We start from the raw sequence: 14,373 nt of genomic DNA, 5'->3' as shown, positions 1-14,373 counted from the left end.
ACCGGTGCGGGCCGTGACAGGGGCCGTCGTCAGAAGGTCAGGCTCCAGCCGTCGAGGTGGCCGGGGTCGACGGTGAAGATGCCGGGGGTGTTGTCGGTGACGCGCAGTCTCCACGTCCCGTTGGCGGGGAGCGCCGAGGCGTCGACGGTGTAGTCGGCGTGGAGTTCGGACTCACCCTCGTTCCAGTACCAGGGCTTCACGGGAATCTCGGTCCCGTCCTCGCCGACCAGGGTGACCACCTGGCCGCCCACCCACGGGTGGACGAGGTCGACGGTGACCTTGAGATCCTTCGGTGCCTGCCCCTTGCGGCCGGTCACGACGAGCGGGGACTCCACCGTGCCCCACCGCGGGATGTCGAAGCGGGCCGGGTTGACGAAGTGGCTGCCTCCGGAGGCCAGGACCGGCCAGTCGAAGTGCACCGTGGTCCTCGCCCCGTGCTGCGCGGTGTTCTCCACAGTGACGACGGCCTTGAAGGTGCCCGCCTTCTGGGGCGTGCCCGAGATGAGGCCGCTGTGGGGGTCGATCGACAGCCCCTTGGGCAGGTTGTGGGCGGCGTAGGCGAGCCGCCCGGGGGTGGAGCCCGCCGCCACGATCTGGCGGCTGGTGGGCTGGCCCACGGCGGCCGGCCGGGTGGACGGTGCGGTGACGGCGATGTGGTGGACGTACCGGGCGCCCACGTTGACGGCGGCCCAGGCGTTCCCGACCGCCTCGTAGGTGGGGCTGCCCTGTCCGAAGAGGTCGGCGGCGGCCTGGAGGGTGGCGGTGCGGGCCCCGGCGTAGTCGGTGCTGCTGGTCATGTACGTGGTGAGGGCGCGGTACCAGATGTCGGTGGCGTTGCGCAGCCCGATCGGGGTGACGGGGAGCCCGTCGTAGGTGGGGCTGTCGTAGGCGACGCCGTTGAGGGTCTTCTTCCCGCTGCCCTCGGACAGCAGGTAGAAGAAGTGGTTGGCGGGCCCGGAGCTGTGGTGGACGTCCTCCTTGTGGAGGTCGGGTGTCCAGTAGTCGAGCGAGGTGCCCTTGTCGGGGTGGGCGTCCTTCGACGGCTTGTCCATGTAGCGCAGGGGCAGCCCGGTGCCGCGGACGTCGGCGAGTTCACCGAGGGTGTAGTCGGGGGTGTCGGCCGCGTTGCCCGTGAAGAACTCCACCGCCGTGCCCATGATGTCGCTGGTCGCCTCGTTGAGGCCGCCGGACTCGCCTTCGTAGGTGAGGTTGGCCGTTGCCGAGGTCACGCCGTGGGTCATCTCGTGGGCCGCGATGTCCAGTTCGGTGAGCGGGTGGGCGTTGTCGCGTCCGTCGCCGTAGGTCATGCAGAAGCAGAGGTCGTCCCAGTAGGCGTTGGCGAGTTTGTCGCCGGCGTGCACCCGGGAGCGCGCTCCGGCCCCGTCGCCCTTGATGCCGTCGCGGCCGAACCGCTCGCGGTAGAAGTCCCAGGTCATGCGCTGGCCGTAGGCGGCGTCCACGGCGGCCGTGGCCCGGTCGGCGTTGGTGCCGTCGCCCCAGTCGTCGTCCTCGTCGGTCACGAGGACGCCCGCGCCGCCGACGCCCGTGAGGTCGTAGGTCTTGTGCTCGCCGCGCTCCGGGTCGGTCAGTTCGAAGACGTCACCGGCCCGCACCGTTCCGATGGGAACCTGGCCGCTGTACCGGCTGTGTCCGGTGCCCGTGGTGATCTGCTCGACGTCCTGAAGGACCCGCCCCGACGCCGCGTCCGTGACGACGCTGCGGCGACTCGGGGTGCCGTCGGACTGAACGCCGGTGACGTAGGTCTGCCAGGCGAGGGTGGCGCGGCCCTCCCCCATGAAGACGACCAGCCGTGGGGCGCCGGCCTCGGTCTGCTTCCGGGCTCGGGGGGCTTCGGTCGCGTCCAGTGCCGTGCGTCTGGCCTCGGAGGCGCTGATCGCGGGCTTCGTGCCGGGCACCCGTACGCGGGTGTTCGTGGCCTTGGTGACGGCCTGCTCGTCGGCCTTCCCGTGCACGACGAGGTCCCCGCCGAGCACGGGCAGGCCCGCGTATGTGCGCTCGTACCTGGTGTGCACCGTCCCGTCGGTGTCCTTGACGACGTCCTTGGGTATCAGGGCCTCCCGTTCCCCCAGTCCCAGGGTGTCGGCGGTGGTGGTCCGCTGGTCGGCGGCCGCGGCGAGCAGTCGCGCGCGCTCCGCGGTGGAGAGGCGTACGGGGCGTGCGCCGGCTCTGGCGTCAGCGGTGATCCGCAGGGGCGCCTCGTCCGTCGCGGTGCGGGCGGCCGCGAGGCCGGCGGGCAGGACGGGGGTGAGCGTCGCGGCCAGGGCCAGCGCGGCGGCAGCGGCCAGGTGGCGTCGCCTGATCCGGTTGGCCGGCCGGTGCGGAGGAGCGGGGTGGGACAAGTGCGGTATGCCGGACGTGTTGTGATGGTTCGTCACTCGAGGACTCCTATTGTCCGGCCCTTTGCGGGCCGGCCGTCGAGGGGGTGCTGTGGCTGGTGAGCCGGTGGAAGCCGGCGGCGGTGATGGGGTGTCGTGCCGTCGCGGGGCATACGGGCGGGGCAGGAGGCGGGGCTCGATGGGGTCCGCTTCCTGCCCCGTCCGGTGTTCACTTCGATCGCGTCGGCGCAGTACGTCTGCGGTTCGGCCGTGTCAGCGCAGTACGTCTGCGGTTCGGTCGCGTCAGCGCAGTCCGTACGCGGTCGGGATGGTCTGCCTGACAGTGTCGCCCTGGCTGTCCGCCGCGCTGATCCTCAGCCCGACGCCGTTCGCGGCCTGGTCCCGTCGTGGGTTCTCGACGGTCACCTTGTAGGTGTTGGTGCCGCCGGCCTTGGTGGCCGCCGGGCGCCAGGTGCGGCCGCCGTCGAAGGTGGCCTCCGCCTTCAGGGACGTCACCTTGGGAGGCGCCGTGAGGCGCTCCTGGTAGTAGGCGACGACCGTGATCTCGTGCTTGCGCCCGGACGCGGCGGTGTTGGCGAGGTCCAGGCCGAAGTCGTAGCGCAGGAAGATCAGCGGCTCGGGACGGCACGGGGTCGTGTCGCCGTCCGTCAACTCGCCCACACACGGGCTCTGTCGGGGCGTGTCGTTCTTGGTGGCCTTGGCGGAGGTGTACTCCCACACCGTCTTGACGTCGTCGGTCCGCGTCTCGAACGTGTACTTGGCCGACTTCGACGGCAGGTCGTAGGAGACGAGGTCGCCGCCCTTGCAGCCGGTGAGTGCCAGCATCGCCGTGGCCGCGAGCACCGTGAGGACTCTTCCGCGGTGCCGTTCCTTCGGCACACGTGTGTTCATCGGGTCGGTCTCCTTGGGAGTTCTTGGCGGCGTCACTGGAGCGCGTATTCGGCGTCGGGAAGCGGCACCCTGTGCTGTTCGACCTCGTCACCGGAGGCGTTGAGCAGCTTTACGTCGCAGGTGAAGTCCATGTTCGGGAGGGTGACCGAGGGGACAGGTCCGCAGGACGGGACGTCGGTGAGGGAGCTGGTGATCAACTCGCTTCCCTCGGTGGCCAGCAGGGCCTGCCTGCCGCCCGAGCCGCTGCCCGTGAGATAGACCGCCGGCGAGAAGGTGTCGCCCTGCCGGCAGCCGGCGCAGGGTCCGGCGGTCACGGTGAAGCCGGACGCGGTCCGTGCCGTCCGCACCGCTCCGGGAACGGCGGGTCCTTCGTTCCAGTGGATCTCGTCGCGTCCGTCAAGGACCAGGTCGTTCACCTCCTGGCGGTTGTGCGCCAGGAACCCGTCCGCGTCACGGTCGGCCCACGAGGCGGTGAACCTGCTGATGGCGTCGTCCTGCCGGGTGACGAAGACGCTCATGGTCTCCTGGGTCGGCGGCTGCGGCATGGCGACGTGCGAGGTGTCCGATGTGTCCTTCAGGTGCTGCATCCAGCTCAACTGGTGGACGACTCCACGGCGTTGTGCGTGGAAGGAGAGGTCGACCCGGTCGAGGTCGCGCTGGGCGACCTGGTAGTCGTCGGCCTTGATGCCGCCCTCGTCGTGGAACCTGGCGACGTACACCGTCGGCACGGCGCTGCCACCGAGGTCCAGCTTGATGCCCGCGTGGCCCGTCGTGAGCCGCTTGATGAGTGCCTCGGCCTCGTCGTACGGCACACTCACGACCGGCAGGGCGCCGTAGGTCTGCACGGCCGGGCAGCTGCTCGGCCCGTCGAAGCACTGGTCCAGCTCCGTGGGCCTGCCCAGGGAGGTGAGGTCGGGCGCCGCGACCAGGACGCCGACCGCTCCGGCCTTGGCGGCCGCGGCCACCCGTTCGTCGCGCAGTGCCACGAAGTCGCAGGTGCCGGCGCACAGGTCGTCCGGGGTGATGAGGACGAGCTTGCCGCGGGCGTCGACGCGGGCGAGGTCGGCGGCCGTGCCGGCGCCCGCGTGGACCAGGGGCAGATGGCCCTTGCCGGGAAGGTGGGGCACGGGGGTCGCGGCTTCGCGGAAGGTCGGGGATCCGTTGTCCCGCAGCCACACCTGGCTCTCCCCCACCGTCGTGTCGGGGGTCGCGTAGCGCGCGGACAGCGGGATGGGAGCTCCGCCGCCGGTGGCCCGCAGGGTGACGACGGGCGTCGTACGGGAGCTGTAGAAGTCGTGGGTGAAGGTACCCATGGTCACCTTGCCGGTGGGCAGAACCCACCAGTTGGGCTCACCGGCCTGGTACTCGACCTGGAGCACCGTGCTCACCGACCACGCGCCGGTCTTGGACACCCGGGTGGACGTCGCCATCGCGGAGTAGGTCTCGCTGGGCTCCGGGAAGCGCACCCGCAGGGGCTTGGCCTTGCGCAGGTCCAGGGTCACCGTGGTGGCGGCCTTGGTGAGGTCCACCTCCGGCGCGACGGGCTCGGCCTGCTGCCACGCGCCGTTCGCGTCGCGCCAACTGACCGACGTCCGCGCCGCGTAGGTGCCGCGGTAGAGGCGCTCGGTCACGCTCTGGCCGCCGGAGACGACGTCCTCCAGGGCGGGGTGCAGGTGGATCTTGTCGTCGACCGGCAGGAAGGTCACGGTGCCGTAGCGGACGTCCGTGGCGCCCTGCGGTGGGACGATCTTCAGGGTCAGGGGGAACTTCTCGTCCTCGACGAACGTGTGGACGCCCGACACCAGTCGGATCTCACCCGAGTCGTCCTGGGCCTTCAGCAGGCCCTTGTAGCCGCCGAAGGGGCCCTTGGTTCCCAGCACGCCGCCGTCGAGTGTCACCGAGGCCTCGGCCGAACCGCCCGCAGGGACGACGAGCTTGTCCTTGTCGAGGGTGAACAGCCCCTTCGGGGCCGGGTTTCCGTCGGCGAAGGCGACCGGCATCGACAGGTGCAGGGTGATGGCCCGTTCGCTGCGGTTGGTGTAGGTGATCTTCTTGGTCACCGGCGCGTGCGGGAAGGCCCGCTGGCCGAAGTTCAGGTTGCCCTTGGGTACGAGGCGTGGGTCGGTAGCGGTCGCCAGGTCCACCTGTCCGGTGCCTTGGGCGTAGACGTCGTGTCCGAGGTCGTCCGCGGTGTCCATCAGCAGCGCCTTGATCTGCGCGCCGGTGAAGTCCGGGTGCTGCTGGGCGATGATGGCCGCGGCGCCCGCCACGTGCGGCGTGGCCATCGAGGTGCCGTCCGCGGCCGTGTAGGAGTCGTCCACCGGCGTGCCCATGGAGGTGCCGGCGGCGCGTGCCGCGACGATGCCGACACCGGGGGCCGCGATGTCGGGCTTGGCGGCGCCGTCGCCGACCCGGGGGCCGCGGTTCGAGAAGGAGGCCATGTCGCCGTTGTCGTCGACGGCCGCGACGGCGAGGGCGTCGTCCGCGACCGCCGGGGCGACGACCTTCTGCGGGGTGAAGCCGGAGTTGCCCGCGGCGGCCACGAAGAGGGTCCCCGTGCTGCGGCTCAGGTCGTTGACCGCTTGGCTCACGGGGTCGGTGCCGTCGGTGGGTTCACCGCCCAGGCTGAGGTTGACGACCTTCGCGCCCTTGTGGGCGGCCCAGTCCATGGCGGCGATGATCGCGTCGTCGGGGCACTGCCCCGCGTCGTCGCACACCTTCCCCACCAGCAGCTTGGCGCCGGGGGCGACGCCCTTGTAGCGGCCCTTGGACGCGGCGCCGCTGCCGAGGACCGTGGACGCGACGTGGGTGCCGTGTCCGTGCCCGTCCTTGGCCCCGGTGGGGCTGCCCGTGAAGTCGACCTGGTCGACGATGCGGGAGGCCACGTCTGGATGGGTGGCGTCGATGCCGGTGTCCAGCACCGCGACGGTCACGCCGGTCCCGTCGTAGCCGCGTTCCCAGGCGACGGGCGCGCTGATCTGGGGGACGGACGTGTCGAGGGTGACGTGGGACAGCCCGTTGAGCCAGACCTTCTTGACGCCGGCCAGGGACCCGGCCGCTCGGGCGGCGGCCGGTGTGCCGGCCGTCTTGCCCCGGACCCCCTGCCACCAACGTCCGCCGTCGGTGACGGTCATCGACCGGCCCTTGATGCTGCGCAGCGTTCTGCCGAGGGAGGCGCCGGCGACCTTGCGGGCCGCGTCCGCGCCGTCCTCACCGGTGTACGCGACCAGCACCGGGACCGTGTCGCCGCGGCCCGCCGCGGCGAGCGTGACCAGGCGCCGCAGGTCGAACAGGCCCCAGTCGAGCACTCCCGAGCCGACGAGGGCGAGGGCGTCGTCGGGTACGACGTACACCGTGCCCTGACGGGTGAGGGTGTGGAAGGGCACGGACGGCCCGTCGGGCCGCGGCGCGCTGTCGATGGAGCGGACGACGGGCGCGCCGTCGTCGCCGAGGCCGACGTGGACCTTGTCGCCGGTGATCAGGGTGACAGGTACCGAGCCACCGGACGCTGCGACGGCGCGCGCCAGGTCGCTGTGGGTGGCGGGGTGGCTGTCCGTCCGTACGACACCGGCTTGTGGCTGCTGTCGGTCCAGGTCGGCGGCCTGGGTCGGTGTCGTCGACATGACGACGCCGAGGACGCCCAGTCCGGCGGTGACCGCGCCCAAGCGTCTGGTGAGACGCTTCTTCGCGCTGGGTCTCATCTGTGGGTCTCTCCTGTGGGATGGGTGAGGTGACGGGACTTCGGAGTGCGGGTGCGCGTGCGGGGGGTGGGTTGGGCGGCGCGGCACGGGGCGGCGTGTCCCGGGCATGTGGGAAGCAGGTGGGTGCCGCGCGTACCAGGTGTGGTGTGGCCGTGTTCCGTCCGCGCGCTGCTGCAGGGCGACGTGGCGTCCTCGGCACGTCGATTGACGAAGGGGCGCGGCGACGTGGCGTCCTCGGCACGTCGTTTGACGAAGGGGCGCGCTACAACGGCTCGTAGTCGGCGCAGGAGGCGTCAGCCGCGTCCTCCGCGGGGGCCGGCCAGGTGGCGTCAGTGGAGGGCGGTTCGTTCACCTGGTCGGCCGGGGTGTTCCCGACGGCCCCCGGTGCGTCGTCGGAGGACGGTGTGGCGGGCAACATGCGCACCAGTGTGCGTTCGGGCCCCGCTGCCCCTCGATTGGTCACATGAGTGAATCAACTCGCCGAAGACGTCGCGTCATTTATTCGTCCGCAGCGGTTGGTCGGGAATTCACTCGTCGTCCGGCAGCCCCAGGCCCGGACGCGGTCCCGGTCCTGGGCCCCCGCCCTCGGCATCCCTGCCCCGGGCTCGGACTAGGACTGGGACGGGGACTGGGACGGGGACGGGGACTGGGACGGGGGCTGAGACTCGGCGAGGAGCCCCAACTCCACGATCCGCAGCGCGAGTCCGGTCCGGGTCGTCACCTTCAGTTTGCGCATGGCCGACCGGACCTGGCTGGAGACGGTCTGTGTCGACACCACGAGGGCGTGGGCGATCTGCCGGTTGGTGCGGCCCTCCAGCAGCAGGCGGGCGACCTCCAGTTCGCGCGGGGAGAGCCGGTTGCCGTAGCTGGGACGTCCGGGGCCCCGCGTCTCCCGTACGCTCACGCCCTGTTCGTTCAGGAACCGCGCCACCCGCTCCGCGTCGTGCCGGGCGCCCAGCTCGTGCAGGGCCCGGCGCACGTCGACCAGCGTCGACAGAGCCGGTTCCCGCTCACCCTCGTCACCGCCGGCCAGGCGGCAGTGGGCACCGCGCTCACGGGCGAGGAGAGCGTCGTAAGGGCGCGGGAGCGCCTGCCAGCGGTCGGCCGCGCGCTCGTGCAGCAGGGCGGCTTCGGGGAGGTGGCCGTCGGCCTCGGCGAGAACCGCCCGGCACTGGGTCAGGCCGGCGAGCGCGGCGGGTGCGTCGTTGTCTCCGAGCGCCTGGGAGAAGGCGTCGGTCAGTCGTAGGGCGTCGTCGTGCCGGCCGGCGGCGGCGAGTGCCGCGACCCGGACCGTCGTGAAGTCGCAGGCCCTGGTCCAGATTCCCCCGTCGACGACGGCCTCGGCCAGACCGTCGGTGAGCCGGAGGGCCTGGTCGACGTCCCCGTCACGCAGCCACAGCCGTGCCGAGGCCGCGGTGGCCTCGATGAGCTGCTGGTCGTCGCGCCCGGCGAAGTCCAGTCGTTCCAGCGCCGCTTCGCGCTCCCCGGTCGCCGCGAGGATCAGCCCCGCCACGAGGGCCGCCTCGCAGCGGTCCTTCAGTCGCACCCCGTGGCCGGCGGCCAACTGCGCGGTTCGTTCGGAGAGTTCGGCCCAGTTGCCGGTGAACCAGTCGAGGTGGGCGCGGGAGGCGGCGATCGTGTCGAGATAGTCAAGGAGTTCATGGCGTTCGGCGAGCGACTGGGCCGTGGCCAGCCGGGTGCGGGCCTCGTCGTAGCGGCCCCAGCGCATGGCCGCCTCGGCGAAGTTGGCGTGGCCGATCGCCACGATGGAGGCCTCGCGTGGGTCGCCGACGGCGTCCGGTATGTGCCGGGCCTCCTCCCAGCCGCGCTCCTCGCCGAGCATGACCAGCGCGAAGGCGCGTTCCACGGACAGCTGGAGGCGGTCGAGGGGAGTCGTCGCCGTGTCCGCCGACGGCGCCTCCCGCAGCCAGCGCAGGTGTTCGCGGGCCGGGCGGGCCACGCCCAGAGGGAGGGCGAGCAGGATGCGGGCCCGTGCCGCCTCGGGTCGGCCTGGGCGCAGGCCGGGGACCGCCGCGAGGATCTCCGCGCGGCCGGCCTCCATGTCGCCGGCCGCCATGAGCAGCCGGCCGATCTGGAAGCGCAGCAGGGCTCGTTGCCCCGGGGTGGGCATCGCGGCGTCCAGTGCCCTGCGCAGCGAGGCGATGGTCTCCGAGTACGGGTCCGAACCGGACAGGGCCTGGAACTGGATCTCCGTGACCAGCCGGACGAGCACCTCGGGCGGGACGGCCATGGTGGTCACCAGGCTGTGCATGAGCAGGGCGGCGGTGGCCACGTCGCCGGACTGGACGCACAGGTCGGCGGCCTGTTCCGTGTACCGGCACGCCGCCTCGACATCACCCGCCAGCCGGAAGTGCCGGGCCAGCTGGGCGACCGGGGGCAGGGTCCACCGCTCCAGCGCCCGGCCGGCGCGCAGGTGCATGACCCGCCGCTCCTCGGGCGGGATGGCCTCGTAGACGGCGTGGCTGGCCAGCGAATGGCGGAAGGCCCACTGACCGAGCCGGAGTTCGCGCAGCAGTCCCCCGCCGAGTGCCTCGGCCGCGTGGGCGGCGAAGGTGTCCTCGGGCAGAGCGGTGACCTCGCGGAGCGTGGCCTGGTCGGTCGGGCCGGACAGTACGGACGCCGCGTACAGGACGGTACGGGTGCCCGGTTCCACCCGGCCGACCCGGTCGAGGACGGCGTCGCGGATCGTGGGCGGCACCTCGATGCGTTCCAGCCTGCGTCGCGTCCAGCCTCCGTCCTTACGGACGAGGTCGGCCCGGTCGTGCATCAGTCGCACCGACTCCTCGACGGCCAGCGGCACTCCTTCGGTGCGTGCGTGCAGGAAGGCCGCGAACTCGTGCGAGACGCTCTGCCCAGTCAGCATCGAGGAGACGAGCGAGGCAGTGTCGTCGATGTCCAGAGGTTCCAGGACGAGGCGCACCAGGTGTCCGTCGGCCGGTGGCCGGGACGTGAGCCGCAAGAGCAGGGAGCCGGGCGGCACTTCGTCGCGGCGGTAGGTCAGGACCACGCTGACCGTCTGCGGGCAGCGCGAGACCAGGAAGAGGAGGAACTCCAGCGTCGCCTCGTCCGCCCAGTGCACGTCCTCGATCACCAGCACGCCGACGTCGAGGCGGCCGAGGAGCTCCATGAACGCCCGGAACAGGCGGTGGCGTGCCGAGGTCGCGTCCTTGAGCGGCTCGGGCGCGGGCGGGAGATCGTCGGCCCACTCGGGAAAGAGGGGCCGCAGGGCTCCGGCGAGGCCGCTGAGCGGCAGGCTGGCAACGTTGTCGACGCCGTCGCGCACGGCGTCCACCATGGCCCCGAGGGTGTACGGCACGCGCAGTTCGGGGCACGCCCCGGTCAGGACACGGTGGCCCTGCCCGGTCCACGTCGCCAGACACTCCCTCAGCAGTCTGGTCTTGCCGATGCCGGCTTCTCCCTCGAGCAGGACCAGCGCGGGAGCGGTTCCGAGCGCCCCCTCCAGGGCGGCCAGCTCCCGGTCACGACCGACGAACCGTGGTACGGAGAGCACCTGGTCCTCCCCCACTTCGGTGCGTGCCGCTTCGGCCACCGTCCGCTCCTCTTTCGCCGTCGTCGCAGAACACCGGTGCCGACTCTAGACGGTGTTCTGCGTGCACCGTGCGGATGCTCGCGTGCGGCGAGCGTGGATGACGGCCCGTTCACGGGGTACGGCGGGGGCGGTCGACGAGGCCGAGGCGGCCCGGCGGATCGGCGGCCCGGCGGCCCGGCTGATCGCATGGATGGGGGGGGGGTGCTCGGCGGACCGCTTGCGCGCGGCTCGCATCCGGTTTGCGCCCGGCTCGCACCCGGCATGCGCCGGAGTCACGACCGGATTGCGTCCGGCTGACGGAGACGCCGCGCTCCGGCGGGGATGCCCAGGCAGGCCTCAGGGCAGGGGCGCCCGGACGGGCCGTCTCAGGCAGGGGTGCCGCCCAGACGAGCGTCCTCGGTGCGGCGCGCCGTGAGGGCGTGCGGCGGCACCACTTCCCCGTCGGCGGTGACGAACGCCAGCTCGGCCGGCGTGCCCGACTCGTCCAGCGAGAAGCGGGGGGAGGTGCCGTCCGGCCGGGGGCGATGGGTGCGCCCCCACTCGGCCAGAGCGGCGATGATCAGGGAGAGGCTGCGCCCCGCCTCCGTGAGCACGTACTCGTCCCGGGCGCGTTCACCGGGTTCGCGATAGGTCCGGCGCTCCAGCAGCCCCTGGTCCACCAGGAGGGCGAGTCGCTTCGTCAGGATGTTGGGCGCGATTCCGAGCGCGTCACGGAAGTCCTGGAAGCGGGTCGTGTGGGCCACGACCGCCTCGCGGATGATCAGAAGCGTCCAGCTGTCGCCGAGGACTTCGAGGCTCCGCGCGATCGAGCAGGTCGAGTCCTTGCCGAGTGCCTTGGTCATACGACGAGTCTACACCTGAGTTGCGGAAATATACTCAGAGACCTAACTTGCATAAGACAACTCAGACGGGCGGCGCCGTTGCCCGCAGATCGACTGGAGACTCCGTGTCAGCCCTAGGCAATCGCGTCAGCTTCTGGACCGCGGGCGCGGTCGTGGCTCTCGCCCTGTGGACGAGCGCGTGCCCGACCATGACGTATCCGCTCTACCAGAGCCAGTGGGGGGTCTCGACGACGACCATCACCCGGATCTTCGCCGCCTACCCGATCACCCTGATCCCTGTGCTGGTCCTCCTCGGAGACCTCTCGGACCACATCGGAAGGCGGGCCTCCATCCTGTGGGGCCTGGCCGCCGAACTCGCGGGCGTCCTGCTCTTCGCCCTGGCCGACGACGTCTCGTGGCTGCTCGTCGGCCGTGCCCTGATGGGACTGGGGGTCGGACTGTCCATCAGCCCCGCCAGCGTCGCCATGGTCGAGTTCAGCGCTCCCGGGCAGGAGAAGCGTGCCGGGGCCGCCAGCACCGCCGTCTCGGCCCTGGGGATCGGCCTGGCCATGGTGGTGGGCGGTGCCCTCACCCAGTACGCACCGCACCCCGTCCACCTGCACTTCTTCGTCCTGGCCGGTGTCATCGCGCTCGTCGCCGTCATGGTGACGCGCCTGCCGCGCCACACCCGCGATGAGGCGGCCGGACCCTGGCGGGTGCGCCCCCTCTCCATACCTCGAGGCAGCAGGCTGATCTTCCTCGCCGGAGCGCTGGCGTTCGCCTCGTCCTTCCTGCTCGGGGCGATCGTGCTGCCGCTCGGCGCGAAGATCGCGCAGCAGCTGGCCGGATCGACCAACTCCCTCGTCACGGGCGCCTTGCTGGCCGTCTTCGCGGCCTGCATCACGCTCTTCGCACTCGGAGCCCGGCGCCTTCACGTGTGGCTTCTCGTCACGCTCGGCGCCGCCGGTTCGATCACCGCGGTGTGGCTGTACGTCCTCACCGGCACGACGCACTCGCTCGGGCTGTTCTTTCTCGCCTCCGCGGTCGCCGGCGCCGCCTATGCCTTCGACTTCGCCGGCGGTCTGACGGTGTTCAACCGGTACGCCGCGCCACACCACCGGGCCGGCATGGTCTCCGCGGGCTACCTCGTCGGCTACATCGCCCAGGGTGTCGGCGCCCCCGCCCTGGGAGCCGTCGTGACGGCCCACGGCCTGATGTCGGGCCTGATGACCGGGGCGATCGCCTTCGGCGTCCTCTTCCTCGCCGCCCTGGCGGCCGGTCTGACGGTGCTCGCGCCCTTGCACAGGGCGGAGCGGCGCCGGTCCCGGCTTGCGGCCGCGTCTTCGACGCCGGGTGGCGTGGAGGCACGAGCCTCGTGACCGTCCGCGTCCGCGGCGCCGTCGGGTCGTTGCCCCTGAGCGGCTACCGGGGACAGACGGCATGGCCCGCCCGGCCGCACAGCGAACACCTGGCCGCCGCCCTCCTTGGAATGCCCCGCGACGTCGACGGGTGGGAGCACGGTCTCGCCGAGCATCCACGGCATGCCCGGACCAACTCCACAGTTACAGTGCTGGCCCGCCTCGCCCCGCCTCGCCCCGCCTCGCCCCGCTTCGGTCCGTGGCCGCAGAGCAAGTACCCAGGGCCGCGCGGGCCGATCCGTCTCCGCTCACCGAGAGATACGCCATGCCAGTGCCACGTGAAGAGCCCCTCCCCCAGCCGGCGTCGTCCGTTCAAGGGGCGGGCGCCCCAAGCGTCGTGGCGAACGCGTTCGCGCTGCTCCGTGTGCTCGCGGCGACCCCGGGTCGTCCCGTGGGCGTCACACGTCTCGCCGCCACGGTGGGCATCCCTAAGACCACGGCCCACCGACTACTCGAACAGCTGAGTGTCGAGGGCGCAGTCGAGCGGCACGCCGGCAAATGGCGGATCGGTCCCGGCATCCTCGAGCTGTCCGGCTTCGACCTGTCCTCCATGCTGGCGGCGACCGCCCGTCTACGACTCGAAGCCCTGTCCCGGGCGACCGGCGCCACGCTTTTCCTGCACCGCTTCACAAACGGTGAACTGGTCACCGTCTGCCGCGCCTTCGGGACGCAGGTGGGGTTGCACGTCTCGACCGAACAGCAACACTCCTCCGCACGCCATCCGGAGTCCGCCATCTGGCGCGCGCTTGAGACGGGGCGGCTGTCCGCCGAATACGGTCGGGTGCGCGCGGAGTGCAACTGCATCGCCCTGCCTTTCAGCGTGTCGGGCACGGACACCGCGGACGTCGCGGTGCTGTCCCTCGCCCGACCGACGAGCCACGAACTCGAGTCCCTGAAGCGGCCCTTGGAACGGGTGGCCACGCTGATCGGGTCGGATCTGCGCGATGTGACCATGTAGAGCATGAAGGCCGAGGAGACCCAGGGAGACCCAGGTGGGGCCCGGATACCCGGCACAGCAGCATGTTCACCGGCGCGCCCGGTTCAGGGGTCACCTGTGTTCAGGGGGCGTCTGTGCTCGGAGGCGCCCGTGTTCTGCGGTTCGGCTGTTCCGGCATGTTCGCTGTTCCGGCGTGTTCGCTGTTCCGGCGTGTTCGCTGTTCCGTTGTTCAGGCCTGAACGGCCGGCCCCACCCCCCGCGCCCGGGAGAAAGCACGACAGGCCCACCAGGGCGGCGAGCAGTGGGCGGCGGGCTCGGAGTGCAGTGCCTCCAGTACGGCCGCGACCTCGCCGACGCGCAGGGCGCGCGGCCGGCCGCCGTCGGAATGCTCCTCGAACCGAGCACGCGCCATGCAGACGAGCAGGAGGTGCAGCCGCCCGGAGACAACGGCGTCCAGGCCCGACCGGCCCCCGGCCACGCCGCCGCGACAAGGCCGACGGCTGCGCGCGCAGCTCCGGGTCCGGCCGAGCCCGGGAGGAAAGCGGGTCACTCCGGGCGACGAGGCGAGCAGCGGGTGCCCGCGCGCACGAACGCAGGCGGCGCAGACCGGGCAGCCGTCAAGACCCGCAGACCAACTCCACTGCGCCAATGACCACTTGAGGTGCCTGCAGGGATCA

General features: G+C 71.8%; 9 protein-coding genes. 2 read left to right on the top strand and 7 right to left on the bottom strand.

The window, feature by feature from the left end; translation table 11 throughout:
• Positions 1–29: 29 nt before the first annotated feature.
• The 6 genes from F8R89_RS35825 to F8R89_RS35805 all read right to left on the bottom strand — a co-directional run bounded on the left by F8R89_RS35825 (position 30) and on the right by F8R89_RS35805 (position 11,362).
• Positions 30–2,396, bottom strand: a complete 2,367-nt coding sequence (locus tag F8R89_RS35825; protein ID WP_151787917.1) for a M4 family metallopeptidase — start codon at positions 2,394–2,396, stop codon at positions 30–32.
• A gap of 243 nt (positions 2,397–2,639) precedes the next feature.
• Positions 2,640–3,248: a hypothetical protein gene (locus F8R89_RS35820; RefSeq protein ID WP_151787916.1), complete on the bottom strand. Its 609-nt coding sequence runs from the start codon at positions 3,246–3,248 to the stop codon at positions 2,640–2,642.
• Positions 3,249–3,280: 32 nt separating this feature from the next.
• Positions 3,281–6,949 carry a S8 family serine peptidase gene (locus F8R89_RS35815; protein WP_151787915.1) on the bottom strand — a complete coding sequence of 1,223 codons (3,669 nt, stop codon included), beginning with the start codon at positions 6,947–6,949 and terminating at the stop codon, positions 3,281–3,283.
• Between the two features lie 262 nt (positions 6,950–7,211).
• The gene (locus F8R89_RS36425) at positions 7,212–7,367 is read right to left on the bottom strand and encodes a hypothetical protein (RefSeq protein ID WP_192806325.1); all 156 of its coding nucleotides are present in this window, start codon (positions 7,365–7,367) and stop codon (positions 7,212–7,214) included.
• Positions 7,368–7,559: 192 nt separating this feature from the next.
• Entirely contained in the window at positions 7,560–10,520 is a 2,961-nt protein-coding gene (locus tag F8R89_RS35810) for a helix-turn-helix transcriptional regulator (protein WP_151787914.1), read from the bottom strand.
• Positions 10,521–10,885: 365 nt separating this feature from the next.
• Complete coding sequence (locus F8R89_RS35805; RefSeq protein WP_151787913.1) at positions 10,886–11,362, bottom strand: winged helix-turn-helix transcriptional regulator; 477 nt, start codon at positions 11,360–11,362, stop codon at positions 10,886–10,888.
• Positions 11,363–11,466: 104 nt separating this feature from the next.
• Here F8R89_RS35805 and F8R89_RS35800 point away from each other — a divergent pair, with 104 nt between their 5' ends.
• A complete protein-coding gene (locus F8R89_RS35800; RefSeq protein WP_151787912.1) occupies positions 11,467–12,720 on the top strand; it encodes an MFS transporter in 1,254 nt (417 codons plus the stop codon).
• 376 nt (positions 12,721–13,096) lie between these two features.
• The gene (locus tag F8R89_RS35795) at positions 13,097–13,717 is read left to right on the top strand and encodes a helix-turn-helix domain-containing protein (protein WP_225994603.1); all 621 of its coding nucleotides are present in this window, start codon (positions 13,097–13,099) and stop codon (positions 13,715–13,717) included.
• A gap of 208 nt (positions 13,718–13,925) precedes the next feature.
• On the opposite strand, the gene F8R89_RS35790 is transcribed toward F8R89_RS35795, so the two are convergent.
• Complete coding sequence (locus tag F8R89_RS35790) at positions 13,926–14,174, bottom strand: hypothetical protein (protein ID WP_192806323.1); 249 nt, start codon at positions 14,172–14,174, stop codon at positions 13,926–13,928.
• Between the last annotated feature and the right edge of the window lie 199 nt (positions 14,175–14,373).

This window comes from Streptomyces sp. SS1-1, from assembly GCF_008973465.1.
Taxonomy (GTDB): domain Bacteria; phylum Actinomycetota; class Actinomycetes; order Streptomycetales; family Streptomycetaceae; genus Streptomyces.
This window is presented reverse-complemented; position numbering and strand designations above follow the sequence as displayed.

Bases quoted from the DNA above. Each gene is read 5' to 3' on its own strand.
- F8R89_RS35805 (WP_151787913.1), bottom strand. From the start codon at position 11,362: ATGACCAAGGCACTCGGCAAGGACTCGACCTGCTCGATCGCGCGGAGC.
- F8R89_RS35820 (WP_151787916.1), bottom strand. From the start codon at position 3,248: ATGAACACACGTGTGCCGAAGGAACGGCACCGCGGAAGAGTCCTCACG.
- F8R89_RS35815 (WP_151787915.1), bottom strand. From the start codon at position 6,949: ATGAGACCCAGCGCGAAGAAGCGTCTCACCAGACGCTTGGGCGCGGTC.
- F8R89_RS36425 (WP_192806325.1), bottom strand. From the start codon at position 7,367: ATGTTGCCCGCCACACCGTCCTCCGACGACGCACCGGGGGCCGTCGGG.